Below are 24,384 nucleotides of genomic sequence, written 5' to 3'. Positions count from 1 at the left end.
CCCTTATGAACAATGCATTGAAGTTCTATATCGACGGCGAGTGGGTAGCGCCGGCGGGCAACGCACGACTCCCCGTCATCGATCCGTGCACCGAGACACCGTTTTCCGAGATCGCGGTTGGCGACGCGCGCGACGTCGATCGCGCTGTTGCCGCGGCCCGCCGGGCATTCACGACGTTCTCATTGACCGACCCGGGCGAACGCATCGCGCTCGTGCGCCGGATTCTCGATGCCTACCTCGCACGCTACGACGAGATCGCCGACACCATTTCCCGTGAGATCGGTGCGCCGCGGCCGTTCGCGCACGAATGGCAGGCAGGGCTCGGCCGTCGTCATCTCGAGGAGTTGCTGCGCACCTGCGAGACGTTCGCATGGCAGCGCAGCAAGGGAACGACGCTCGTGCGCTACGAGCCCGTCGGGGTCGCGGCGCTGATCACGCCATGGAACTGGCCGATGAATCAGATCGTCAGCAAGGTGGCACCCGCGCTCGTTGCCGGCTGCACGATGGTGCTCAAGCCAAGCGAGGTTTCTCCGCTGAATGCCGTGCTCTTTGCCGAGGTGCTCGATGCGGCCGGCGTGCCGCCCGGGGTGTTCAACCTCGTACAAGGCGACGGCCCGACGGTCGGTGCGGCGTTGTGTTCGCACCCAGGGATCGACATGGTCTCGTTTACCGGTTCGACGCGAGCCGGCGTGCAGATCGCGACGCTCGCGGCGCCGAGCGTCAAGCGCGTGCACCAGGAGCTTGGCGGCAAGTCGGCGAACCTCCTGCTCGACGACGTCGATTTCGAGACTGCCGTGACGAAGGGTGTGAACAGCTGCTTCAGCAACAGTGGGCAATCGTGCAACGCGCCGACGCGGATGCTCGTCCCCGCAGCGCGTCACGAAGAGGTGCTCGAGATCGCCTCGCGCGCGGCCGCCGCGCATTGGGTCGGACCGGCCGACGCCGCGGGTACGACGATGGGCCCCGTCGTCAGCAATGTGCAGTTCGAACGCATCCAGCGCTTGATTGCGGCCGGCATCGAAGAAGGTGCAAAGCTGGTGACGGGTGGGCTGGGCCGCCCCACCGGCCTCGAGCGCGGCTATTACGTGCGGCCGACCCTGTTCGCCGATGTGCGGCCCGATATGACGATTGCCCGCGAAGAGATCTTCGGCCCCGTGCTGGCGATACTGCCGTACCGCGACGAAGAAGAGGCGATCTCGATCGCGAACGATACCCCGTACGGTCTTGCCGCCTACGTGCAGTCGTGCGACATCGAGCGTGCGCGTCGCGTCGCGTTCCGCATGCGTGCCGGCAGCGTCTATCTGAACTACCCCGCATGGGACCCAGGATCGCCGTTCGGCGGCTACAAGCAATCCGGCAATGGGCGCGAGTATGGGGAATGGGGGATTGAATCGTTCCTCGAGGTCAAGGGTATCGTCGGGTACGGCAGCCGAGACGCGGTGCTCGGCTAACGCACTGCCCGCAGCATATCCGCGATGCGCTCGGCAATCATGATCGTCGGCACGTTCGTGTTCGCGCATGGAATCGACGGCATCAACGACGCGTCGCAGACATAGAGCGCCTCGACGCCGTGCACTGCGCCGTCCGGGCCTGTCACCGCGAGCGGATCGTCGGCTGCGCCCATCCGGCAAGTGCCCACCGGATGCCATGTGCCGCCGACCGACTGTTTGACGAAGGCGGTCAGCGCCGCATCGTCGGCAAGCAGCGCATCGAGCGCGATCCCTTGCGTAATGACTTGCTCGATCAACGTTGCCCGCAGCGGCCCCGCGATGTCGAGCAGCGCGCTCAGTGCGCCGCGCTGCACGGCATTCCATCCGCTGGGTCGCGCGAGCGCTGCGACGCGCGGCGAATAGCTCGTGGCAAAGCGCGGGCCGAGCCGTGCGGCGAGCAGGGCGTCTGCAAGCGTTGCCGCTCCGAACCGCATAGCGCCTTTGAGCCGCTCCAGATCGCGGGGATCCGACAGCATTGAAAAATCGACCGTTGGCTCGTCATCAGCCCGCGCGGACGCGAGCGTCACGCGGCCGCGCGAATACGACTTGTTGACCCAGAAGAACATCGTGCCCAGCCGATAGCCGACCGAGTGCCAGCCCGAGCGCGACAGGATCGCGCCGTGCATATCGCCCGCAGGCGTGCCGGGCAGTCCCGACGAGTAGCGGACGATGGCCTGCTCGTGATGCTCGTCCGGAAAGGGCGTGCGCATCGTGCGCGGCAGGAAGGCCGATACGGCGATCGACGGATGTTCCATCAGATTGCCGCCCACGCCGGCGCGCGCCGCAATGACCTCGATGCCGAGCCGCGCCAGATCGTCGGCCGGACCGATCCCGCTGCGCATCAGCAGCGCCGGGCTGTGGATCGCGCCCGCGCAGACGATGACATGCCGTGCGCGTTGGGCCATGAGCGTGCCGTCGGCAAGGCGTATCTCGGCGCCGGTTGCGCGGCGCCCGTCGAATCGCACGCGCTCGACGAGCGCGTCGGTGTGTACTGTGAGGTTCGGCCGCGCGCGGGCGGCTGCATCGAGATAGCAAATCGATGTGGGGATCCGCTCGCCCGTCTCGCTGACGGCGATCACGCCGGCAAATACGCCGTCCTCCCATGGCCCGTTCTGATCGTCACGCAGGGGATAACCGCGGCGCGCGAGTGCGGCGACGACACCGTGCACGAACGGCGATAGCCGATCCGCGGTTGCGCGTCGGACTCGCAGCGGCCCGTTCGTACCGTGGAGCGGACCGGTGAAATCGCAGTCGGTTTCCAGCGCCCGAAAATACGGCAGGCAGTGTGCCCAATCCCAGCCCGATGCCCCCAATTCCGCCCATTCGTCGTAGTCGGCGGGCGCGCCGCGGTTGGCCATAAGCGCATTGATCGCAGAGCCTCCGCCCAGCAGCCGCGCCTGTTCGTAGCGGCGCCGGGCGGCCGGCGCGCTCATGCGAGCCTGCAACCGCCGCCAGATGTTGCGCGTGTCCAGATACGCCCGGCCCGGATACCGGCTGCGAATGTCCGCGGGCATCGACGCGTACGTGAGATCGCGGCCCGCCTCGACCAGGCATACCGTATGGTTCGCGTTCTCGCTGAGCCGCGCGGCAAGCACGCAGCCGGCGGAGCCGCCTCCGAGTATCAGGTAGTCGAACACAATCGAAGAGCAGAAAAAAAGCGCCGCAAGCGGCGCAGTTGGAAAGGGAAAGCGCTCGGCATCGGCGGTGCGCAGCCCGCACTGACGAGCGTTTCGGGTATTACTGCTGCATGAACTTGAGCCAGCGTGCCTTCGCCTGGACGCCGGCATCGGACGCCCACCATTCCTCCGACATCAGCGCCTGTTTGCTTGCATTCTCGGGCGAACTGGGCAACTCGCTCGCGCGTTTCGCCGAAATCTTGCCCGTCTTGTATGCGGCGGGATTGCCTGGGCCGTAGTCGATATAGGTGGGCAGATTGGCCTGCAGCTCGGGAGACTCCGCGGCGTCGATAAAGCGTATCGCATTGGCCAGATTCGGCGCATTTTTGAGCACGCAGAGCTGTGTATTTTGGAGAATCCCGTCGTTGTAGGTGAAGGCGATATCCGGATTGTCCTTCGCGACGGTGCTCGCCCGGCCATTCCAGATCATTTCCATGTCGACCTCGCCGTCATGCAACAACTGTGCGGACTGGCCGCCCGAAGTCCACCAGACGGCGATGTCGGGCTTGATTTGCGCGAGTTTCTTGAATGCGCGATCGACATCGAGCGGATAGAGCTTGTCCCGGGGCACACCGTCCGCCATGAGCGCCGCTTCGAGCACCGTCTGCGGATCGTTGCGCAGCGCGCGCGTACCGGGGAAACCCTTGACGTTCCAGAAGTCGGCCCAGCTTTGCGGGACCTTCTTCACGGTCTTCTTGTTATAGCCGATCACGGTGGAATAGAACTCGTATGCGACCGAGTAGGGCGTCCGGTATTTCTCGGGAACCGCCGCCGCGTTCGGCATTTTCGAAAAGTCGAGCTTTTCGAGCAGCCCCTCGCGACCGCCGCGCAGGCAGTTGGATGTAGGCGTGTCCACGACATCCCAGATCGGCTTGCCCGTTGCGCCTTGCGCCTTGATTTGCGGCCATGCGTCGGGAATGCTGTCCTGCTTGATCGTGATGCCGAGCTCCTTCGCGGCCGGATCGAGGATCGCCTTGGTCTGGGCTTCCTGATAAGCGCCGCCTTGCGAGACGAAGGTTATCTGTCCCGCGGCGAACGCAGGTGCGGTGCCCGCGCACCCGATCGAGAGTGTTATGGCAACCGGGCACAAGGTCTTCAATTTGATCACGGCTCTTCCTCGACGCAGTAAGGGAAAACACTGTCCGTGGCGGGTTCGTCAACGTTTCCGCACGGCGGCCCGGAGCAGGTCCAGCATCCGGTTGCTTCGAATATAGTGAGCCAATTTCGCGGCCACAACGCCGAAATTGTTTGAGTCGGTATGACTTGATGTAATGCCCGCTTGCGGGTCATGCAAATCGACGCGGGGGCAGGCGACTCGACGAATACGGCAGATGCGTCGGGACATCACTGTTGCCGAGGTTCCGCCGTAGACCCACGAATGACGAGCTGGGGTGCCGATGTATGAACGACAGTCGAGTCCGTCGCGCGTCCGCTCATCAGATCGATGAGCAGACCGATTCCCTTTTCCGCAAGTTCGGCCGTGGGAATAGCTACGGTAGTCAGCCCGGGCCGCGATTGTCTGGCCGGAACGATGTCCGTAATACTGACGACCGAAAGATCGTCGGGTACCGAGTATCCCAAGTCCGCGGCCGCGTTCAGCACACCCAACGCAGGAAGATCATTCGATACGAACAACGCCGTCAGGTCGGGGCGAGAAGACAGCAGTTCCGTGGCAACGCGATATCCGTCCTCGAAGGAGTCCTCCGTGAAACGTTCATCAGCCGCCACGCAACGAATCTTCGCTTCACGCATGACCTCTCGATAACCCGCATAACGCGCCCGGTGAATGCCATTTTTCCGGCTGCCGATGATGGCGCCAATGCGCCGGTGTCCCAGTTCGACGAGGTGGCTCGCCGCAAGCTTCGCGGCAGCTTTGGCGTCGAATGTCACGCACGGAATGCCGGGCGGCTCGTCAGGCAGTTCCCACACCGATATGGCAACGGGGATGCCGCGCTGCTGGAGCTTGCGCAGCTCCTCTATCGGCAGGTCCCCGAAGTTCGCTACGAGCACCCCGTCGGATAGAGAACCCGCGACCTGCTGCAAAAAGCTCATCCCGCGATCCGGCTCGTGATCGGTGTTGCACACGAGTAGATGGCGCTCATGCTTGAGCGCGGACAAATTCGCGGCAAGCGTGAATTCCGGATAGAACGGGTTCGTAATGCAACTCAGCATCAATGCGAGCGTCGGAGCCTTGCGCTCTACGAGCGCGCGCGCCGTCAAGTTGGGGCGGTAGCCTTGTCGTTCCACGGCATCGAGTACGCGCTGTCGTGTCTCTTTTCCGACGCGCCCGCGCCCACGCAGCACATTCGATACCGTCATGACCGAGACGCCGGCGTCCTCCGCTACCTCTCTGATCGTGACGGCCGGGGTGAAATGTCTGCTGCTCATGGCGGGTGGTTTCGTAGCGGGCGCCGAAAATTGCGCGACGCCACATTCAATAGGCGCGGAGAAAGGTTGTCAACTCGCGATGGGTAGAAAACCTATTGCGTCGAAAAAAAATCCGGCGTAGAGTCCGGTCGGACAACAGGTAAGGTTACATCCGGACAGGCCTCGCGGCCTTTTTTAAACGCCCAATGATGTAACGTTAAATCATATTGGACGGAGACATGGCTGCCATCTCACTGAAAGGCGTGGCGAAGGCATACGGCGACCACGCGCCCGTACTGCGCGGAATCGATCTCGATATCGGCGAGAACGAGTTCTGCGTTTTCCTCGGCCCATCCGGCTGCGGCAAGTCGACACTGCTTCGCATCATTGCCGGCCTCGAAGATGCCACATCGGGCGACGTGCAAATTGGCGGGCGCCTCATCAACGCGATACCGCCGGCCAAGCGAGGCGTGGCAATGGTCTTCCAGAGCTACGCCCTGTTTCCTCATATGACGGTCGAAGAGAACATGGGGTTTGGCTTGAAGCTGTCCGGACTACCCGCCGGCGAGATTGCAAGCAAGGTTCAAACGGCGGCCAAAACCCTGCAACTCGACGCGTTGCTGAAACGAAAGCCGGCCGCGCTCTCCGGCGGGCAGCGTCAGCGTGTCGCAATCGGTCGCGCCATTGTTAGGGAGCCCGGTGTGTTCCTGTTCGACGAACCGCTTTCGAACCTCGACGCCATGCTCCGCAGCCAGACGCGCGTCGAAATCGCCAAACTTCATCGTCAGTTCGCACAAGCGAGCACAGTCTATGTGACACACGACCAGGTCGAGGCGATGACCCTCGGAGACAAGATCGTTCTATTGCGTGCCGGAAAAGATGCCGAGCGATTCGGGAGCATTGCCCAGGTCGGCTCCCCCCTCGACCTTTATCACCGTCCGAACAGTCGTTTCGTTGCGGAATTCATCGGCAGCCCCAAGATGAACTTCCTTGGCGCAACCGTCCATTCGTTGAGCAGCGACGGGATTGTCGCAAGGCTGGACAAGTCCGACGACGATGTGCTGGCCAAAGTGGACGCCTCTTTCCTGCGCGTCGGGCAACCGGTGCAACTCGGCATCCGCCCCGAGCACTTCGACCATGTGATCGACAGCGGCGACGAGAGTGAGGAAGGCTCGAACGGCACGATGCAAACGCTTCGGCGCAAAGTCACACTGGTCGAGCGCCTGGGTGAACACAGCTATCTACATCTCGAGGACCCGGCCGCCGGGACCACGGTTGTCGTGAAGCAACCCGGCGACGCGAGCTATCAGCCTGGCACGCGTGTCGCGGTTCGCTTCGACTCGAGCGCTTGCCACGTATTTTCCGCCGACGGCAGTGCGGTACCGAAGCTTCAATAAAACAACCTCCGGAGACATCCATGAACCGAATCATTGCACTTTCAGTGCTGAGTGCCGCGCTGTCCATCGCTACCTCCGCCAGCGCCGGCACGCTCCAATTGAACATCGCTTTCAAGGGAGCGGAGACGCGTGCGGTCTGGGAAAACCTGATCAAGCAGTTCGAGCAGGCCAACCCGGGGGTGACGACCAAAGTCGCCTTCGTCGAAGAGGAGACCTACAAGGTTCAACTCCCGGCATGGCTGACGTCGGTGTCTCCGGACGTGATCAATTGGCATGAGGGCGAGCGCATGGCCTACTACGCGAAACGCGGCCTGCTCGACGATCTGTCGGCCGACTGGCAAAAGAACGATTGGAATACACAGTTCGCGTCACTGAAGACTCCATCCTCGTACAACGGCAAGCAGTATGCGATGCCCACCCAGTACTTCGCGTGGGGCGTCTACTATCGAAAAGACCTGTTCGAGAAGGCCGGAATCAAAGGCGAACCCACGACCTGGCAAGCCTTTCTCGACGATTGCAAGAAGCTCAAAGCGGCCGGTATTGCGCCGATCGCGGTGGGCGGCCGCGATTCGTGGACGCTTGCTGCGTGGTTCGATTATCTCGACCTGCGCATGAACGGCTACGACTTCCACATGAAGTTGATGAACGGCGAGATTCCCTATACCGATGCGCGCGTAAAGAATGTGTATCTGGCATGGAAGACCCTGATCGACAACAAGTACTTCATCGACAATCCGCTTTCCTATAGCCTCGACTCCGTCCAGCCGCTCTACAGCCAGGGCCAGGCGGCCATGATGCTCATGGGAACGTTCCTGTCCCCGGGGCTTCCTCCGGCTACGAAAGCCCAAACCGGCTTCTTCAGGTTCCCAACCGTAGATCCGAAAGTCACACCGGCGGAGGATGGGTCGGCCGAATGCCTGAACATTCCGATGCGGGCAGCCAACAAGGCCGATGCACGCAAGTTCCTTGCGTTCATGGGTCAACCGGGTAACGACGCGGCACTCGCCAAAGGAGTCGGTACATTGCCCGCCAATAACAAGGCGGCGATGCCCGACGATCCCATCGCCAAGATCGGTTTTCAAATCCTGTCAGGAACGACAGGCGGTGTGGCTCAGTTTTACGACCGGGACATGACCAAGGAGATGGCCGACGAAGGAATGAAGGGGATGCAGCGATTCGTCAGCGATCCCTCGAAGCTCGACGAGATTCTCAGCCACCTCGAACAGACGCGCAAGCGCGTCTACAGCAAGTCCTGATCACGCGAGGGTTCAGATGGCCACAGCCGAAACGAGGAAGTCGGTGAATCGAAGTTCATCTGCGCAGCAACCCGGGCGCTTGCGCCGCACGCCAGGGGATCGAGTGCACGCACCACTCGCAACCCGACGCAAGCGAGCTGCATTGTTGTTTCTGCTGCCCGCTTGCGCGATGTTCTGCCTCTATGTGATCTACCCGATCATCAGCAGCATCGTACTCAGTCTCTACAACTGGGACGGGATGAGTGACAAGGTCTTTGTCGGGCTTGCGAACTACCGTGAGTTGCTTCACACCGACACGTTCTATGTTGCATTGAAGAACAACGTCCTTTGGCTCGTGCTGTTTCTACTGGCTCCTCCCATCGGACTCGTTTTTGCGCTCTATCTCAATCAGAGCGTAAAGGGTATGCGACTGATCAAGTCGCTGTTCTTTTCGCCGTTCGTGCTATCGGGGGTCGTGGTCGGACTGATCTTCAGCTGGTTCTACGATCCCGCGTTTGGATTGTTGAAGCTCATCGTGGGACATGGCATTCCGGTGCTGGGAGACGAGCGTTACGCCACGTTCGGTGTGATCGCGGCAGCGCTGTGGCCGCAAATCCCGTTCTGCATGCTGCTGTATCTCACCAACCTCACGAGCATTAATCCGGAAATCGTCGAGGCTGGCCGTATGGAGGGCGCAACGGGCTGGTCGCTTCTCTGGCATGTCGTCCTGCCTCAACTGCGTCCCGCGACGTTCCTGTCCGTCGTGCTCACCATTATCGGCGCACTTCGAAGCTTCGACTTGATTGCGGTGATGACGGGAGGAGGGCCGTTCGACAGCTCGACTGTGCTGGCCTATTTCATGTACGACCAAGCCATCAAGTACTTCAGATTTGGCTATTCGGCGGCGATTGCGGTTGTGTTGTTCTTGATCATGCTGGTGTTCATCGTGTACCAGCTGCGCCGGCTTCTTCACACCGACCGATAACAGAGGAAAAGGTTATGTATCCCACTCCGGTGAGCCGTTGGAGTCCGATGGGCCGCAGGGTTTATAAAACCTCGCTGCCCATCGCTCTCGTCATCTGGTTGCTTCCGCTGATTGCAGTCTTCATCACGTCGGTGCGCTCGACGGACGATCTGGTTCAAGGCAACTATTGGGGATGGCCCGAGCGGTTCGCGCTCGTAGAGAACTACCGGGCGGTACTGTTCAATTCGCCCATGCTGCATTACTTCATGAACAGTTGCCTGATCACCGTGCCTTCAGTTGTCGGATCCATTGCGCTTGCCGCAATGGCAGGTTTTGCACTGGCGACGTATCCCTTCAAGGGTAACAGCAGCATCTTGGGAATCTTCGTGGCCGGCAACTTCGTTCCGATCCAGATTCTGATGATCCCCGTTCGTCAACTGACGCTTCACCTCGGATTATTCAACACGCTCGAAGGACTCGTGTTGTTTCACATTTCGTTCCAGACGGGGTTTTGCACGTTGTTTCTACGAAACTTCATCAAGGAGCTTCCGTATGAGCTCGTCGAAGCTGCGCGCGTCGAAGGTGCCAACGAGTGGCAATTGTTTTACCGCATCATCCTGCCTTTGATCGCGCCGGCTCTGGCGGCGCTTGCCATTCTCGTGTTCACGTTCGTATGGAACGACTACTTCTGGGCACTGTCCTTGACGCAAGGAGACGACGCAGCGCCGATCACGGTCGGGGTGGCCGCCCTCAAGGGGCAGTGGACCACCGCCTGGAATCTCGTGTCGGCGGGTTCGCTCCTCGCAGCTTTTCCGTCCATCGTTATTTTCTTCGCAATGCAGAAGCATTTCGTCGCCGGTCTGACATTCGGCGCCACGAAGGGCTGAGCGATCACACATCGACCATCGATGTGGGCATCGGGCCCGCAGGGCGCTGTGCGTCCCTAACGTTTACTTAATCAAAGGAATCTCTCCATGAAGGTGGGTGTCGATTATTACCCGGAGCATTGGGACGTTTCGCTGTGGGAGCAAGACGCGCGGCAGATGCAGGAAGCCGGCATCACGATCGTTCGCCTGGCTGAGTTCGCGTGGTCACGTCTCGAGCCCACGGAGGGCAAGTTCGATTTCGAATGGCTCGACCAGGCCATTGCCTTGCTGGCACGGCATGAAATAGACGTGGTGATTGGGACACCGACTGCGACGCCGCCGGTCTGGTTGACGCACAATTATCCCGACGTCCTTCCCGTGGATAACAAAGGAAATGCGGTTTTCGCAGGCGTACGCCTGCACCGCTGCTACAACAGCCCATCGCTGCGCAAGTTTGGCGAGCGGATCATCGAGCAAATCACGCGGCGCTACGCATCGCATCCGGCCGTCATCGGTTGGCAAACCGACAACGAACTCGCGGCGAACGATTGCCATTGCGCGAACTGCACACGCTCGTTCCGTGGCTGGCTACAGCGAAAATACGGCTCGTTGGAGACCCTGAATCGCGAGTGGGGAACCGTCGTCTGGAGCGGGGAATATAGCGACTGGAATCAGGTAACGACGCCGCTGGGTGGTTCGCCGCATCTCAACCCCTCGTTCCTGCTCGACTTTCGGCGGTTTTCTTCCGATGCGGTTGCCGAGTTCAACCGCTTTCAGGCAGCGCTGATCAGGAAGAACAGTCCTGGAAAGTTCGTGACGCACAATTTGTGGGGCTACCCGGTCACCGCCGACTACTACGATATGTTCGACAGCATGGACTTTGCGTCCGTCGACTACTATCCGGCGACAGACCTCCAGGACGACTCGAAGTCGAAGATGTATCACGGCGCATTGACGCTCGATCTGACGCGCGGCGTGAAACGCCAGAACTTCTGGGTCATGGAGCAGCTCAGCGGGACACCGGGATGCTGGTACCCGATGTCGCGTACGCCGTTTCCCGGCATGATCCGCGCTTACGCGTGGCAGAGCGTTTCCCGCGGTGCGGACACCATCGTCCAGTTTCGTTGGCGCTCGGCGCGTATTGGAGCAGAGCAATTCTGGCACGGGCTTCTGGATCACCACGGGCAGCCCGGACGTCGCTTCGAAGAGTTCGTTCAATTCAGCACCGAGGCTGCAAAACTCGCCCCGCTGCTCGAGGGAACCACGCTCAAGCACGATGTAGCCATGCTCTTTTCGCACGAGCAACTGAATGCCTTCCAGATACAACCGCAGGCCGATGGGTTCGACTACCTGGGAAATATCAAACGGCTTCATTCCGCATTGCTTCGAATGGGCGTTGGAACGGACGTCATCAACTGGCGAGAAGACTTCCAGGGTTACAAGTTCGTGATCGCGCCGATGCTGTATTTGATCGACGAGGAAATGGCCGGCAAGCTCAAGCGCTATGTCGAGAATGGAGGCATGCTCTTGCTGACCACGAGATCCGGGGTCAAGAACATGAACAACGTCTGCTTGCCGGACCGGCTGCCGAATCTGCTGACAGAACTCGCCGGCGCGTATGTCGACGAATACGATCCGGTGGGGAAGGACGCGCAGACGCTGAGCCTGGAGAGCGGCGAACGTCTCTCGTGCGGTCAATGGTGCGACATCCTGACACCTGTCACAGCGGAAACGACGGCAACGTACTCGGGTGAATACTTCGCGGGGAAGGCGGCCGTGACGCGAAACGCGCACGGTAAGGGCGTGGTTTATTACATCGGTACGGTGCTTGACGAAAAAGCAAGCCAGGTCTTGATGCGTCGCATCGCGCGTGACGCAGGCATCGACTGCAGCCTCGAACTCCCGGATGGTGTGGAAGTCGCGATAAGACAGTCCGACGAGCGACGGTTGATCTTTGTACTGAATCTCTCGAAGGAGCCGAAGGAAGTGTCGATTGCGCTCCGCAATTGCGTAAGTGCGCTGTCGGGCGGCAGCTTTTCGGGCGGCAACATGAAGCTCGCTCCGGGCGGCGTGGAAATACTCGTTCAAGTCTCCTCTTTGTGAGGGCCGTCGCCTTCATCCGTGATGCGACCAATTGACCCAGTTCGGTTCGGATATCGACCTCTGTGCTAAAACATACATATTGGATGAATGTTATCTTCCGTTCCATTCTGGAGTATGAACATGTCTGCCTTCACAGCCCCTGCTGCTGTAATCGTCCTCGACGTGGGCACCGTTGATCCGAGCGAGCGCCATTCGATGGTGTTCGACACGTTTGCAAGACTGTCGCCCGGTCAGGCGCTCGAACTCGTATCGGACCACAATCCCGAGCCGTTGCTCGAGGAGTTTGCTGCCGAATTGCCGGACGGGTTCTGGTGGCAATGCGGAAAGGGAAGCCCAGACCTGTGGCGCGTGCTGATTGGCAAGCCGGCGACGGGGCTCGATTGATCGTGCCTATTCGCACGCCTTGATGAACTCGATTAAAGCGCGCGGCGGACCTGGTCTCGATGCTCTTTGACGGGCGCTCACATCAGCCGTCGTACTTCTCGGCGAACGCAGCGGCATCGAGCGTGCGGAAGTCGGCCAATGCGGCATCGAGGCGCTCCCGCGGCCAGTCCCACCAGGCGATCCGCTGAAGGCGCTCCGCCGTGCGTTCGTCGACGCGCAGGCGCATCACGCGCGCCGGTACACCGACGACGATCGCAAAGGGTGGCACGTCCTTTGTCACGACGGCACCGGAGCCGACGGCCGCTCCGTTGCCGATGCTCACTCCCGGCATGACGATCGCGCCGTGACCGAGCCATACATCATGGCCGATCTCGACGCGGTGCTGCGCGCGCCATTCGAAGATTTCGTCGTCGTCATCGAGCGAGAGTCCATACGATCGCGACCGATAGGTGAAATGATGAAGCGTGGCCCGCCACGTCGGGTGATTGGGCGGATTGATGCGCGCGCACGTGGCGATATTCACGAATTTGCCGATACGTGCATGCGCGATCTGGTTGTCTCCCATCGCGTAGCTGTACTCGCCGAAGACCGCATCCGCCATTTGCGTGCGTGGGCCGAGATACGTATAGCAGCCGAGCTCGCTCTTTCGAACGACTGCGGTCGGATCGATCCTGGGTTCATCGGACAATACCCCGCCGAGCGTCCAGGGATCGACACCGCCCATTTTTTCGATGTACATGGCCTTGCCTCAGCAATGTTTCGAAGCGCGCCCTCTCAAGCGACCAGCGTTCGGAGATAGGCGGAAATCCGCTCGGCGCACGCGACGAGCACGAAAGTCACGATCAGCAGTAACGCGACCGTTTGATATTGAAACAGATTCATCGCCGTCAGCAACAGGAAGCCGATACCACCGGCGCCGACAAAGCCCAACACGAGCGAGGATCGCAGGTTTTCATCGAAGCGGTACAGCGCGATGCCCAACAGCGAAGGAAGCACGCCCGGCACGACGGCGTGCGTGAACACCTGTATACGGCTCGCTCCAGTCAACGTCAGTGCTTCGACGGGACCCATATCCATATCCTCGATTACTTCCGCGAAGAGCCGTCCGAGCATGCCGACGGAATGGACCGCAAGCGCCAGCGCGCCCGGAAATGGCCCGAGGCCGACAGCGGTCACGAACAGCAACGCCCATACGAGGTCGGGCACGGCCCGCGCCACCCCAATGACCGCGCGCGCCGCGTAATAGAGCGGCTTGGCGGGCGTCAGGTTCCGTGCGGCGAGAATAGCGAGCGGGAAGGCGAGCACGACGCCGAATACGGTGCCGAAAATCGCCAGATCGATCGTTTCCAGCACCGGCAGTAACGTCGGCTTGAACTGATCGAAGGCCGGGGGAAGGGCGCGCGAGATGATATCGGCCATCCCATGAGCACCCGTCACGAGATCCTGGGGCCGCGCTTGCACGACGATCCACGCCTGAACGAAAAGCGCGGCGATCAGCACGACCGCGGCGATCGCACCGATCTGACGCGCCGGCGAGGGGCCGCCCGGCATCGGACCTTTGTATGTGGTGCTCATCATGCGTCCGCCTGGTAGAGCTCGGCAATCTCGCGCTGCGAGACCTCCGCCGCGGGCCGGTCGAACACCGTACGGCCACGACGCAGCCCGACGAGCCGGTCCGCGTAGCGCATCGCAAGTTCGGGCTGATGCAGCACGCAGACCACGGCGAGGCCATCGTGGCTGGCAAGGCGACGCAGCAGCCGCATGACCTCGTCGGCGGCTTCAGGATCGAGACTCGCAACAGGCTCGTCCGCGAGCAGCACCTGCGGCGCCTGCGCAAGCGCCCGAGCAACGGCGACACGCTGAGCCTGACCGCCCGATAGCGTTCCAGCGCGCTGACCGGCAAGCTCGGCCAACCCCACCTCGGCGAGGTGACCCAGCGCCGGACCGACTTCTTCGCGGGGCACGCATCCGAGCGTCGTCGCAAGCGTGCGATGCCGGCCGAGCGTCCCGCAACAGACGTTGGCGAGCACGCTGCGGCGCCGCACCAGATTCGCATGCTGCGAGATCAAGGCAAGCGGCAGCCGCGCCTCGCGCAACGCCTTTCCCGAGAGCGACGTGAGATCGCGGCCCGCCACTTCGACGCTGCCGGCGCTAGGTCGGTTCATGCCGACCACGCACTTCATCAACGTCGACTTCCCGCTGCCGTTGCTGCCGAGCACGACGACCATCTCTCCCGCCTCGACCGACAGAGTCACGTCTCGAAGGGCGACGTGCCCGTTCGGATACCGCATCGTCAGGTTGCGCACGGCCAGCGTCGCACCGCGGGCGCGAGCGCCGCCTCGCGGCGCCGTGCGATCGTGTGGCCGGCTGTGCGGCCCGAATGCCTCAGCGCCGGGCGCTCCGAGAATGGAGTTCACAGTTTTGCCAGGTCGACGTGCAGCGTCTTGACCAGATCGCGGATCTGATCGTAGGCGGCATCGTTTTGTACCGTGGTCCTGAGCGCCGGATTCTCGTTCGCCGCAAGGAACTTCTGATCGGCTTCCGGCAGTTCATGAAAATCGAGCGAACTCAGAATCTTCGCGAGACGCTGCTTGAACTCGGCGGGCAGGTTGCCGCGCACGGCGATGGGATCGAGCGGAATCGGCTCCGATTGCCAAAGCGTCACGTAGGCATTCTGGTCGAACTCGTTATGCAGCTTCGCGCTTGCGATTTCTTCGCTGTTGAGCTCGCCTGCCTGCACTTTGTGGTTGCGCAGCGCCTCGAACGACGCCGTATGGCTGCCCGCGTAAATCGCCTTGACGCCATGGTCCGGATCGATGCCGTTCTTGCTCAGGCCGTAGGCAGGGAAGAGGTGGCCCGACGTCGAGCTGGGATCCGAGTAGGCAAACGAGCGGCTCTTGATGTCAGCGAGGGACTTGATGCCCGACCCCGGCCAGGTCACGATCGACGCCGTATAGGTAGCCGGCTTGTTGTCCTCGCCCGCGAACGTTGCGACGGCTTCCGCGTGGGCGACCTGATGCGCGAGTACATAGCCCAGGGGACCGAATTGACCGATTTCGAGCTTGTCGTTGCGCATTGCCTCGATTTCGGCGTTGTAGCTGGTCGCGACGAAAAGCTCTACTTTGCAGCCCAGTTTGTCGCCGATCAGCTTGGCAACGTCCTGATACACAGGCAGCAGGCGCTGCGAGGATTCGTACGGTTCGACGCCGAAACGCACGACGCCGTTGTTGGGGCACGTTCCTTCGGCATGCGCATTGGCGGCAGCGAAGCTCGCGACGAGCGCGGCGGCAGCGGCAACTTTCAACAGCTTCATATCGTCCCTTTCCCCGAGTGGTGGTGTGTCGGTTGCGAATCGGCTAAACGCGGGCGGCACATCCATGCGTCGCGTCTGGCGCATTGTGGGATGGATAGATGATGAATTTGTGAAAAAGCTGTGCGCTGCTATTTACCTGTCATCTTACGAATGGATATCCAGACGTCTAGATGTGTTTCAGGCGACCGTGCCGCGCCGCATACGAGCCGCAGGCCCTCTTATCGCGCGCCCGCGAAAGGAAAACGAGCGACGAGCACAAACGGCTGGGTAGGGCCGCACTCGGCGAAAACTGCCGCACCATCGATGCGCAGGGGGCCTAGTTGCGGGATCTGTGCGTTCCACCAGTCAACCAGCACCTGCCGCTCGTTGGCATCTATCGGATCGCTGAGCGTCATATGAAAGCGAAATTCGTCGAGCACGAACGGATAGCCCCAGCGGTCCAATAATTCGCGCTGCCGCTCCGTCAATTGACCGTCGAGCCGGCGGCGCCGCTCATTTTCGTTCGGCATCGCGCGTAAAGGCGCGAACTCGTGCAAGGCGTCAGCCGCAAGCGCCCGCATGGCGGCGCCGCCGTCAGCCATTGCCGGACGGATGGCGACGAATCGTTCGAGCGCCGCCGCCTCCACGTGCAAATCAAACGGTTCTTGGCGCCGTGCCCACTTGTGCGCCGCCCGAAAGACGTCCTCGAGCGCCGCACCGGCCACACACCGGGCGGGCGCCACCCACGTCCCATGCCAACCGTAGCGCTGCGGCGCCCGCGCGAGGCCGGGCACATCGCGCGAACGCGCGGCGAGCGCCGGCAGCACCGGTGGAACGAGCCTTTGTCCTGATTCGGGATCGCGTCCGAGCCAGCTGCAACCGATATCCCACCATGCCGAGCCGCGCGCTGGGGCGTAGTAAATCGCGAATCGGCTTTGGTCGGTCCACTCGCAAACCGTCTTCGAGCCATCGCTCATATGTTTTGCTCCACCAGTAGCTGTACCCGGTCCGCGGCGAAATAGGTAAAGCCGTATTTGATCGGCGTACCGTCTGCGTCGACATCGACGTTCTCGACCCAAAGCACGGGCTGCTGCCTGTTGATATTGAGGCGGCGCGCCACATCCGCGTCGGGCAGCGTACTGCCGATCCTGCTCCAGCGCCGAGCGTAGTCGATGACGTCGTATTCGGCGAGCGCGGCCGAGAAGCCGCCATTCGTTCGCTCCAGCGCCTGCGGCAATCCCGCGAAGCGCGCGGCCGGATACCAGGCAAGCGCGTACGTCAGCGGTACGCCATCCGCCGCATGCAGCGATTCGATCCGATACACGAGCGTTCCCGTGCGCAAACCCAGCGCCTTGGCAATCTTCGGCTCGGCTTTGACGGACGCGGAGGAAAGCACCGTACCGCATGCCGAATGGCCCTGCTCGCGCAGATTCTCAGTGAACCGCGTGCGGCGCCCGATCGTGTAGTCGATTGCGCCCGGTTGAACGAACGTACCGCGGCCCTGTTCGACGCTGACCAGGCCTTGCGCCGCCAACCCGAGCATTGCGCGCCGCACAGTATGGCGATTGACGCCGAAGCGCTTCGCGAGCTCGCCCTCGCTCGGCAAGCGACCGTCTTCACCGAATCCGCTCGCGGCGATTTCCGAGGCCAGCGTCTGTTCGATCTGCCGCCATACCGCCACGCCGGCGCCGCGCTCCACCGTGCTCGCTGCAAACGGCATCCCGCCGGGCTCGGTGACGCGTCCGTTGTTGCTGCGTTTCATCGTTGTGTCATTCCGATCGGTTCGAATGCTTTCATGGCGATATGCTAGCATGCAGTTTATTGATCTGGTCGTCTAGACGACTAGATGTCATGAAGGCACGGGAATCGAGGATATGAAGGCATTATCTGCGGAAATCGCGCCGGAGCGTCGGTGCTGGCTGGCCGAGCTTGCCCGGGCACCGCGCGCCACGCTCGAATCGGCGCTCGTTGGGGTCTGCGGCGGGACTGGGCTACCCGCCTTCGATTGGCTGCGTGCTCCGCAAACGGGGCTTGCGATGGTGCGTGGGCGCATCGGCGGAACAGGCGATCCGTTCAACGTCGGCGAGACCACCGTCACGCGCGCCGTGCTGCGGCTGAAATCGCCCGACGGCGCCATCGGCATTGCTTATCAATTAGGACGCGACAAACGTCGGGCGGAGCTCGCCGCGCTCGCCGATGCCATGCTGCAAACGCCGCACTGGCACGACGCGCTGCATTTGCGGCTGATCGAGCCGCTCGCGCGATCGCGTGACGACGCACGGCGTGAACGTGCCGCGAGCACGGCGTCCACCCGGGTCGACTTCTATACGATGGTGCGAGGGGAATGATGGCCGATAATCTTGCGTCGCTCGATACGCTCGTGCGTGGTTTTTCCGATCCCGTCCACGATGCGCAGGTTTCGTTTCGCGTACTGCTCGACGTCCTTGCGCGACCGGGCACGACGCGCTCGATCGACGTGGTGCTCGACGACGCCGTGGATCGCCGGTGGCCGGCCGCGGCCTTCGCAGCCGTGCTGACGCTGGCGGACTTCTCGACACCCGTCTGGCTGCAACAGCCCGATGAAGCGCTCGCACAGGCCATTCGTTTTCACACGGGGGCGCCGCTCGTCGACGAATCGCGCGAAGCCGCATTCGCTTACATCTCCGACCCCGCAAAGATGCCGCCGATCGACGGGTTTTCGCATGGCACACCGGAGGCACCGCAGCATTCCGCGACGCTGCTGATTCGCGTCGCTGCGCTGGAAGGCGGGCGGCCACTGAGGCTCACCGGGCCGGGAATACGATCGGATATTCGCATTGCGCCCGTCGGCGTAGCCGACTCGTTCTGGCACGAACGCACGGCGCTGAGCGCACAAGCACCGTGCGGCATCGATTGCTATTTCTTTTGCGGACGGTCCGTCATCGGCGTACCCCGCACCACCCGAGTGGAGCTCAACTGATGTACGTTGCAGTCAAAGGTGGCGAGCGCGCGATCGAGGCTTCGTGGCGTTTGCTCGACAAAGCACGGAGGGGCGATCCCGCCGAGCCGGAGCTGACGATCGCGCAAATTCGTCAGCAGATGCGGCTGGCCGTTGCGCGCGTCATGACGGAAGGCTCCGTCTACGACGAGGAACTCGCGGCGCTCGCGATCAAGCAAGCCGCTGGCGACCTCGTCGAAGCGATCTTTCTGTTACGTGCCTATCGCACCACATTGCCGCGTTTCGGCTACACGGTGCCGATCGAAACCGGGCGCATGGAGGTACAGCGCCGGATTTCGGCCACGTTCAAGGACGTTCCCGGCGGACAACTGTTGGGGCCGACCTACGACTACACGCAGCGATTGCTCGACTTTTCGTTGTTGGCCGATGAGCCGGCACTTGAATCCGGCGATGAGTGCGCATCGCCTCGGGCATCGCTGCAAGCGGCGGCGAACGCATCGGACGAGCAGCCAACCATGTACGAGGCATCGGCGGCTGCGATGCCGCGCGTCGTGGCGTTGCTCGATGCAGAGGGGCTCATCGAGCAGGAACAGCCTTCGGAGAACGCGGAGGCTCCTGTCGACCTGGCAGTCGAACCGCTGCTGATGCCGGCCGAACGTGCCGTGCGACTGCAGAACCTCGCCCGTGCCGACGAAGGCTTCCTGCTATCGATGGGGTACTCGACGCAGCGCGGATACGCACGCAACCACCCGTTCGCGGGAGAAATCCGCAACGGCCTCGTGGCCGTCGAGATGGAGATTCCAGAGCTCGGCATCGCCGTCGAACTCGGGGACATCGAAGTGACCGAATGCCAGATGATCAACCAGTTCTCGGGTACGCAAAAGGCCCCGCCGAGCTTTACCCAGGGGTATGGCATGGCTTTCGGCCACTCGGAGCGCAAAGCAATGGCAATGTCGCTCGTCGACCGCGCACTGCGCGCCGAGGAGTTGGGCGAGGCGGTGACGGCACCCGCGCAAGACCCCGAGTTCGTGCTTTATCACAGCGATAACGTGGAGGCCTCGGGCTTCGTGCAACATTTGAAGTTGCCTCACTATGTCGATTTCCAAGCCGAACTCGAATTGGTGCGGCGCCTGCGGGCTGCGCACGCAGCGGCACAGCAGGCCAGGGAAGGGGAGGACACCGCATGAACGCTCCGCATGAAGCATACTCGGCTAACGTGACGGATCGGGCGAACGAAGCGGCCGAAGGCTACAACTTCGCTTACCTCGACGAGCAGACGAAGCGGATGATACGCCGGGCGCTGCTGAAGGCGATCGCGATTCCGGGCCATCAGATACCGTTCGGCTCCCGGGAAATGCCGCTTCCGTACGGGTGGGGTACAGGTGGAATTCAGGTGACGGCGGCGATCATCGGCCGCGACGACACGCTCAAAGTCATCGATCAGGGTTCGGACGATACGACCAACGCCGTCAATATCCGACGGTTTTTCGCCCGTACGGCCGGGATCCGGACTACGACGCGCACCGTCGAAGCCACGATCGTTCAAACCCGTCACCGCATTCCGGAAACACCGCTGAGCGATCGGCAGATTCTCGTATATCAAGTGCCGATGCCCGAGCCACTTTACCGGCTCGAGCCGCGGCTCGCGGAGTGCAGCAAGCTGCATGCACTCTCCGAGTATGGGCTCATGAACGTCAAGCTCTATGAGGATATCGTGCGCCATGGCAGTATTGCCACGACGTATGACTACCCTGTTATCGTCAACGATCGCTATTTGGCGGCGCCATCGCCCATTCCCAAGTTCGACAATCCGAAGATGCACATGAACCCCGCGCTGCAGCTATTCGGTGCAGGCCGGGAGCGCAGGATCTACGCCATTCCCCCCTATACCCGCGTGCGCAGCCTCGACTTCGAAGACTATCCGTTCGAGGTGCAACGATGGGAGCATGCCTGTGAAATATGCGGCTCGCGCGAAAGCTTTCTCGACGAGATGATCGTCGATGACAAAGGCAAGCGAATGTTCATCTGTTCCGATAGCGACTACTGCCAGCAGCAGGTCGCCAAACGCGAAACGGACAGCGCACCCATGGCCGAGCCCGAGGGAGCGCGCTCATGACACCGCTATTGAGCGCGCGAGGTCTGACGACGTACTACGGCGAACGGCCGGGCTGCGAAGACGTGAGCTTCGATCTCTATCCCGGCGAAGTACTGTGTGTGGTGGGCGAGTCGGGCTCAGGCAAGACAACCTTGCTGAATACGATCGCGTTGCGCCTGCGCGCGGCGTCGGGCCGCGTGACCTACACGTCGGCCCAGGGCGAGTCGCTGGAACTGTTCACGCTCAGCGAGGCGCGCCAACGCCATCTGATGCGTACCGAATGGGGGTTCGTCGAGCAGAATCCGCGCGACGGCTTGCGCATGACCGTATCGGCCGGAGCGAACATCGGCGAACCGATGATGGCCGTCGGTGCGCGTCATTTCGGGAAAATCCGTGAGACATCGTCGAACTGGATGCGGCGCGTGGAACTCGATGCCGGACGCATCGACGATCTGCCGACCTCGTTTTCGGGTGGCATGCAGCAGCGTCTGCAGATCGCGCGCAATCTGGTGACCGGTCCGCGGCTGGTGTTGATGGACGAGCCCACCGCGGGCCTCGATGTCTCGGTGCAGGCGCGCCTGCTCGATCTGCTGCGCACGCTGACGGCACAGCTGCATCTGGCCTGTGTGATCGTGACACATGACATCGGCGTCGCGCGCTTGCTCGCGCATCGGCTGATGGTGATGCAAGCAGGCCGCGTCGTTGAGACGGGGCTGACCGATCAAGTGCTCGACGACCCGCAGCACCCTTATACGCAATTGCTCGTGTCGTCGGTGCTGCCTGCCTAGGGCCAGTTCACGCGACGAATCGCGCGCCGCATGGCGCGCCTTGAAAGAAGAGGGGACGTTCGAATGAGCGATGAACGAATCGATAGGCGCTTTGTCGACGATGAAGCATTGATGCTGCGTGCACGCGGTTTGGCCAAGACGTTCGTGCTGCACACACAAGGCGGCCAGGCCATTGCGGCGCTGCGCGGCGTCGATCTCGATCTGCGGCGCGGCGAGTGCGTCGCACTCGTCGGTCCCTCGGGCGCCGGAAAAAGCACGCTGCTGCGTTGCCTTTATGGAAACTATTTGGCAAGCGCCGGATCCATTGAGTTGCGCGACGAAACCCGCGAGCACCGGTACATCGTCCTGACTGGTGCGAGCCCTCACGAACTGCTGCGGGTTCGCCGCGACGTGATCGGCTACGTGAGCCAGTTTCTTCGCGCGATTCCTCGCGTGCCGGCGCTCGAACTCGTCGCCGAGCCGCTGATCGCGCGCGGCGTCGACGGTGATGAGGCCAGGCAGCGTGCGAAACTATGGCTCGCCCACCTGGGCATCCCGGCGCGGCTCTGGAACTTGGCGCCGGCGACATTCTCAGGAGGCGAACAGCAGCGTGTGAACATTGCGCGCGGCCTGATTGCCGAGCACCCTGTGTTGCTGCTCGATGAGCCCACCGCATCGCTCGACGCGTCGAACCGCGCAGTCGTTGCCGAGGTCGTCGCCGAAGCACGCCGGCGCGGCGCCGCGATTGTCGGTATCTTCCACGACGAGGCCACGCGCGCACAGGTGTGCACGCGGCAGCTCGAGTTGGAGCCTCGGTCGGTGCTCGCGGCCGCCTGACGCACATCGGGGGGGCGCCGACAGTCGATCAGCGGTGCGAATGAACGCCGCGTATAGCGGATACGGAGCAACCTATGTTGATCAGGAATGCGCGGATCGTTACGCGCGACGAGGAATTCATCGGCGTGGTGCGGGTCGAGAATGGCCTCGTGGTGGATGTTGCAGCCGGTACGACGAGCATGCCGGAGGCGGACGATTGGCGGGGGGACTATCTGCTGCCTGGCTTCGTCGAACTGCACACCGACAATCTCGAGAAGCATCTTGCGCCGCGTCCGGGCGTCACGTGGAACGTCGATGCGGCGTTCGTCATCCACGACGCACAGATCGCTGCGGCCGGCATCACGACGGTGTTCGATTCGCTCGCGATCGGTTCGCGCACCGATGCGGGGCTACGCGGCAGCCAGGTCCATCGCGATGCGGTATCCGCGCTCGATCGCCTTGCGGCGCACGATTTCCTGCGTGCGCAGCACTACCTGCATTTGCGCTGCGAGGTCGGCACCGAAGACGTCGTCGATCTTTTCGAGGAATTCGGCAGTCATCGGCTCGTCGAACTCGCTTCGGTGATGGACCACACACCGGGTCAGCGGCAGTGGAGCGATCCGGCGAAGTGGCGTCAGTACCAGGAGCGCAACGGGAAGTGGAGCGATGAAAAGGCTCAAGCCGCGTTGATCGAACTGTCCGATCTGCAGGCGCGCTACGCGCAAACGCATCGGCGCAGCATCGTCGATCGCTGCAAGGCGCTCGGCATTTCGATGGCAAGCCATGACGATACGCTCGTCGAGCACGTGGAAGAGGCCGTGCGCGACGGCATTGCGATCGCGGAATTTCCGACGACGATGGCGGCCGCCCGGACGGCGCGACGGCACGGTCAGGTCACGGTGATGGGAGCGCCCAACATCGTGCGCGGCGGATCGCACTCGGGCAACGTGTCGGCGCTCGAGCTTGCGAAGGAGGGCCTGCTCGATATCCTGTCGTCCGATTACGTTCCGTCGAGCCTCATGATGGCGGCGTTTCAACTGGAGCGGGAGGCGGGGTGGTCGCTACCGCGTGCGATCGCTACCGTATCGAGCGCACCCGCCCAGGCCGTTGGGCTCGACGATAGGGGAGCGATTGAAATCGGACTGCGGGCCGATATGGTGCGCGTGGGCTTGAGCGATGCCTTTCCCGTACCGCGGGCGACCTATGTGCGTGGGGTGCGAGTTGCGTAGGATGGACACAGCGGGCCACCGATGAGGTACGCTTGCGAAAGTTCGAATCAGCCCGCCGGTGCTTCCCATGTTGATCAATTGCGTCGTCTATCAAGACGGCAAAAAGCTCGCCGACATTCACGTCGATGACATCAGCGTCTATCTCGCCAAACCTGAGTGCTTCGTTTGGGTGGCGCTGAAGGATCCGGACGCCATCGAACTCGAAATCATGAAACACGAGTTCGGTTTGCACGAGCTTGCGCTCGAGGACGTGCGCCATGGGCATCAGCGTCCGAAGATCGAAGAGTATGGAGACTCGCTGTTCGCCGTGCTGCATACGATCGAAACCGGTGACGACGACGAACTGCTGGTCGGCGAGATCGATGTATTCGTCGGGCCCAACTATGTGCTCTCCGTGCGCAACCGGACGCGTCACGGCTTCCAGGATGTCCGTACGCGTTGCGAGCACGAGCCGCATTTGCTGAAGGAGGGCTCGGCCTTCGTGCTGTATGCGCTCATCGACAATATCGTCGATCGTTATTTTCCGGTGCTCGAGGCATTGGGTGCGAAGCTCGAGGAGATCGAAGACCGGATCTTCGAAAAGCACAGTCTCGCGGCATCGCGCGCGATCATCGAAGACCTGTATTTGCTCAAGCGCAAGCTCGTCACCTTACAGCATCACATCGCTCCATTGCTGGAGGGCGTCAGCAAGCTGTCGGGCGGCCGCATTCCGCGCATCTGCCTCGGAATGAGCACGTATTTTCGCGATGTCTCCGATCACCTGGA

Annotated in this window: 24 protein-coding genes; 15 read left to right on the top strand and 9 right to left on the bottom strand. The window is 62.1% G+C overall.

Annotation, left to right across the window (positions count from 1 at the left end):
- The first annotated feature begins 5 nt into the window (after positions 1–5).
- Complete coding sequence (locus tag VGL01_RS07050; protein WP_331568142.1) at positions 6–1,451, top strand: aldehyde dehydrogenase family protein; 1,446 nt, start codon at positions 6–8, stop codon at positions 1,449–1,451.
- Here the strand turns inward: VGL01_RS07050 and VGL01_RS07045 are convergent.
- The 3 genes from VGL01_RS07045 to VGL01_RS07035 form a co-directional block, all read right to left on the bottom strand.
- Entirely contained in the window at positions 1,448–3,127 is a 1,680-nt protein-coding gene (locus tag VGL01_RS07045) for a GMC family oxidoreductase (protein ID WP_331568141.1), read from the bottom strand. The genes VGL01_RS07050 and VGL01_RS07045 overlap by 4 nt on opposite strands.
- A 100-nt stretch (positions 3,128–3,227) precedes the next feature.
- Positions 3,228–4,274: an ABC transporter substrate-binding protein gene (locus VGL01_RS07040; protein ID WP_331568140.1), complete on the bottom strand. Its 1,047-nt coding sequence runs from the start codon at positions 4,272–4,274 to the stop codon at positions 3,228–3,230.
- Between the two features lie 236 nt (positions 4,275–4,510).
- A complete protein-coding gene (locus tag VGL01_RS07035; protein WP_331568139.1) occupies positions 4,511–5,554 on the bottom strand; it encodes a LacI family DNA-binding transcriptional regulator in 1,044 nt (347 codons plus the stop codon).
- 218 nt (positions 5,555–5,772) lie between these two features.
- Between VGL01_RS07035 and VGL01_RS07030 the strand changes: the two genes are divergently transcribed.
- From VGL01_RS07030 to VGL01_RS07005, 6 genes are all read left to right on the top strand, one after another.
- Positions 5,773–6,930, top strand: coding sequence for an ABC transporter ATP-binding protein (locus tag VGL01_RS07030; protein WP_331568138.1), 1,158 nt, complete (start codon positions 5,773–5,775; stop codon positions 6,928–6,930).
- Between the two features lie 20 nt (positions 6,931–6,950).
- Entirely contained in the window at positions 6,951–8,186 is a 1,236-nt protein-coding gene (locus tag VGL01_RS07025) for an ABC transporter substrate-binding protein (RefSeq protein WP_331568137.1), read from the top strand.
- A gap of 16 nt (positions 8,187–8,202) precedes the next feature.
- Entirely contained in the window at positions 8,203–9,150 is a 948-nt protein-coding gene (locus tag VGL01_RS07020) for a sugar ABC transporter permease (RefSeq protein WP_331568136.1), read from the top strand.
- Positions 9,151–9,164: 14 nt separating this feature from the next.
- On the top strand, positions 9,165–10,016 hold the full coding sequence (locus VGL01_RS07015; RefSeq protein WP_331568135.1) for a carbohydrate ABC transporter permease: 852 nt from the start codon (positions 9,165–9,167) through the stop codon (positions 10,014–10,016).
- An 87-nt stretch (positions 10,017–10,103) separates the two neighbouring features.
- Positions 10,104–12,098 carry a beta-galactosidase gene (locus VGL01_RS07010; protein WP_331568134.1) on the top strand — a complete coding sequence of 665 codons (1,995 nt, stop codon included), beginning with the start codon at positions 10,104–10,106 and terminating at the stop codon, positions 12,096–12,098.
- A gap of 120 nt (positions 12,099–12,218) precedes the next feature.
- Positions 12,219–12,482, top strand: a complete 264-nt coding sequence (locus tag VGL01_RS07005; RefSeq protein WP_331568133.1) for a DUF2249 domain-containing protein — start codon at positions 12,219–12,221, stop codon at positions 12,480–12,482.
- A gap of 82 nt (positions 12,483–12,564) precedes the next feature.
- On the opposite strand, the gene VGL01_RS07000 is transcribed toward VGL01_RS07005, so the two are convergent.
- From VGL01_RS07000 to phnF, 6 genes are all read right to left on the bottom strand, one after another.
- On the bottom strand, positions 12,565–13,221 hold the full coding sequence (locus tag VGL01_RS07000; protein WP_331568132.1) for a DapH/DapD/GlmU-related protein: 657 nt from the start codon (positions 13,219–13,221) through the stop codon (positions 12,565–12,567).
- Positions 13,222–13,256: 35 nt separating this feature from the next.
- Complete coding sequence (gene phnE / locus VGL01_RS06995; RefSeq protein ID WP_331568131.1) at positions 13,257–14,060, bottom strand: phosphonate ABC transporter, permease protein PhnE; 804 nt, start codon at positions 14,058–14,060, stop codon at positions 13,257–13,259.
- Positions 14,057–14,899: a phosphonate ABC transporter ATP-binding protein gene (gene phnC, locus VGL01_RS06990; RefSeq protein ID WP_331568130.1), complete on the bottom strand. Its 843-nt coding sequence runs from the start codon at positions 14,897–14,899 to the stop codon at positions 14,057–14,059. Before phnC ends, phnE begins: the two co-directional genes overlap by 4 nt.
- A complete protein-coding gene (locus VGL01_RS06985) occupies positions 14,896–15,795 on the bottom strand; it encodes a phosphate/phosphite/phosphonate ABC transporter substrate-binding protein (protein ID WP_331568129.1) in 900 nt (299 codons plus the stop codon). The genes phnC and VGL01_RS06985 overlap by 4 nt, the downstream gene beginning before the upstream one ends.
- A gap of 218 nt (positions 15,796–16,013) precedes the next feature.
- Complete coding sequence (locus VGL01_RS06980) at positions 16,014–16,751, bottom strand: DUF1045 domain-containing protein (RefSeq protein ID WP_331568128.1); 738 nt, start codon at positions 16,749–16,751, stop codon at positions 16,014–16,016.
- Complete coding sequence (gene phnF / locus VGL01_RS06975) at positions 16,748–17,494, bottom strand: phosphonate metabolism transcriptional regulator PhnF (protein WP_331568158.1); 747 nt, start codon at positions 17,492–17,494, stop codon at positions 16,748–16,750. The genes VGL01_RS06980 and phnF overlap by 4 nt, the downstream gene beginning before the upstream one ends.
- 154 nt (positions 17,495–17,648) lie before the next feature.
- On the opposite strand from phnF, the gene phnG reads away from it, so the two are divergent.
- The 8 genes from phnG to VGL01_RS06935 form a co-directional block, all read left to right on the top strand.
- On the top strand, positions 17,649–18,122 hold the full coding sequence (gene phnG, locus VGL01_RS06970; protein ID WP_331568127.1) for a phosphonate C-P lyase system protein PhnG: 474 nt from the start codon (positions 17,649–17,651) through the stop codon (positions 18,120–18,122).
- On the top strand, positions 18,119–18,733 hold the full coding sequence (phnH, locus tag VGL01_RS06965) for a phosphonate C-P lyase system protein PhnH (RefSeq protein WP_414720189.1): 615 nt from the start codon (positions 18,119–18,121) through the stop codon (positions 18,731–18,733). Before phnG ends, phnH begins: the two co-directional genes overlap by 4 nt.
- Positions 18,733–19,899, top strand: coding sequence for a carbon-phosphorus lyase complex subunit PhnI (locus VGL01_RS06960; protein WP_331568126.1), 1,167 nt, complete (start codon positions 18,733–18,735; stop codon positions 19,897–19,899). The genes phnH and VGL01_RS06960 overlap by 1 nt, the downstream gene beginning before the upstream one ends.
- Complete coding sequence (locus VGL01_RS06955) at positions 19,896–20,828, top strand: alpha-D-ribose 1-methylphosphonate 5-phosphate C-P-lyase PhnJ (RefSeq protein ID WP_331568125.1); 933 nt, start codon at positions 19,896–19,898, stop codon at positions 20,826–20,828. Before VGL01_RS06960 ends, VGL01_RS06955 begins: the two co-directional genes overlap by 4 nt.
- A complete protein-coding gene (gene phnK, locus VGL01_RS06950) occupies positions 20,825–21,595 on the top strand; it encodes a phosphonate C-P lyase system protein PhnK (RefSeq protein WP_331568124.1) in 771 nt (256 codons plus the stop codon). Before VGL01_RS06955 ends, phnK begins: the two co-directional genes overlap by 4 nt.
- Before the next feature lie 63 nt (positions 21,596–21,658).
- Positions 21,659–22,411, top strand: coding sequence for a phosphonate C-P lyase system protein PhnL (phnL, locus tag VGL01_RS06945; RefSeq protein WP_331568123.1), 753 nt, complete (start codon positions 21,659–21,661; stop codon positions 22,409–22,411).
- 74 nt (positions 22,412–22,485) lie between these two features.
- Positions 22,486–23,619 carry an alpha-D-ribose 1-methylphosphonate 5-triphosphate diphosphatase gene (locus VGL01_RS06940; RefSeq protein ID WP_331568122.1) on the top strand — a complete coding sequence of 378 codons (1,134 nt, stop codon included), beginning with the start codon at positions 22,486–22,488 and terminating at the stop codon, positions 23,617–23,619.
- A gap of 67 nt (positions 23,620–23,686) precedes the next feature.
- The coding region (locus VGL01_RS06935) for a CorA family divalent cation transporter (protein WP_331568121.1) at positions 23,687–24,384 on the top strand (698 nt) is incomplete at its 3' end.

The organism is Trinickia sp. (assembly GCF_036503415.1).
In the GTDB taxonomy this organism is placed as follows: Bacteria; Pseudomonadota; Gammaproteobacteria; order Burkholderiales; family Burkholderiaceae; genus Trinickia.
The sequence above is the reverse complement of the archived record's forward strand: the minus strand, read 5'-3'. Positions and strand labels throughout refer to the sequence as shown.

What these genes read in the sequence shown, in the direction of transcription:
- VGL01_RS07050 (WP_331568142.1), top strand. Translation starts at nt 6, where the DNA reads ATGAACAATGCATTGAAGTTCTATATCGACGGCGAGTGGGTAGCGCCG.
- VGL01_RS07035 (WP_331568139.1), bottom strand. Translation starts at nt 5,554, where the DNA reads ATGAGCAGCAGACATTTCACCCCGGCCGTCACGATCAGAGAGGTAGCG.
- VGL01_RS07030 (WP_331568138.1), top strand. Translation starts at nt 5,773, where the DNA reads ATGGCTGCCATCTCACTGAAAGGCGTGGCGAAGGCATACGGCGACCAC.
- VGL01_RS07025 (WP_331568137.1), top strand. Translation starts at nt 6,951, where the DNA reads ATGAACCGAATCATTGCACTTTCAGTGCTGAGTGCCGCGCTGTCCATC.
- VGL01_RS07020 (WP_331568136.1), top strand. Translation starts at nt 8,203, where the DNA reads ATGGCCACAGCCGAAACGAGGAAGTCGGTGAATCGAAGTTCATCTGCG.
- VGL01_RS07015 (WP_331568135.1), top strand. Translation starts at nt 9,165, where the DNA reads ATGTATCCCACTCCGGTGAGCCGTTGGAGTCCGATGGGCCGCAGGGTT.
- VGL01_RS07010 (WP_331568134.1), top strand. Translation starts at nt 10,104, where the DNA reads ATGAAGGTGGGTGTCGATTATTACCCGGAGCATTGGGACGTTTCGCTG.
- VGL01_RS07005 (WP_331568133.1), top strand. Translation starts at nt 12,219, where the DNA reads ATGTCTGCCTTCACAGCCCCTGCTGCTGTAATCGTCCTCGACGTGGGC.
- VGL01_RS07000 (WP_331568132.1), bottom strand. Translation starts at nt 13,221, where the DNA reads ATGTACATCGAAAAAATGGGCGGTGTCGATCCCTGGACGCTCGGCGGG.
- phnE (WP_331568131.1), bottom strand. Translation starts at nt 14,060, where the DNA reads ATGATGAGCACCACATACAAAGGTCCGATGCCGGGCGGCCCCTCGCCG.
- VGL01_RS06985 (WP_331568129.1), bottom strand. Translation starts at nt 15,795, where the DNA reads ATGAAGCTGTTGAAAGTTGCCGCTGCCGCCGCGCTCGTCGCGAGCTTC.
- VGL01_RS06980 (WP_331568128.1), bottom strand. Translation starts at nt 16,751, where the DNA reads ATGAGCGATGGCTCGAAGACGGTTTGCGAGTGGACCGACCAAAGCCGA.
- phnF (WP_331568158.1), bottom strand. Translation starts at nt 17,494, where the DNA reads ATGCCGTTTGCAGCGAGCACGGTGGAGCGCGGCGCCGGCGTGGCGGTA.
- phnG (WP_331568127.1), top strand. Translation starts at nt 17,649, where the DNA reads ATGAAGGCATTATCTGCGGAAATCGCGCCGGAGCGTCGGTGCTGGCTG.
- phnH (WP_414720189.1), top strand. Translation starts at nt 18,119, where the DNA reads ATGATGGCCGATAATCTTGCGTCGCTCGATACGCTCGTGCGTGGTTTT.
- VGL01_RS06960 (WP_331568126.1), top strand. Translation starts at nt 18,733, where the DNA reads ATGTACGTTGCAGTCAAAGGTGGCGAGCGCGCGATCGAGGCTTCGTGG.
- VGL01_RS06955 (WP_331568125.1), top strand. Translation starts at nt 19,896, where the DNA reads ATGAACGCTCCGCATGAAGCATACTCGGCTAACGTGACGGATCGGGCG.
- phnK (WP_331568124.1), top strand. Translation starts at nt 20,825, where the DNA reads ATGACACCGCTATTGAGCGCGCGAGGTCTGACGACGTACTACGGCGAA.
- phnL (WP_331568123.1), top strand. Translation starts at nt 21,659, where the DNA reads ATGAGCGATGAACGAATCGATAGGCGCTTTGTCGACGATGAAGCATTG.
- VGL01_RS06940 (WP_331568122.1), top strand. Translation starts at nt 22,486, where the DNA reads ATGTTGATCAGGAATGCGCGGATCGTTACGCGCGACGAGGAATTCATC.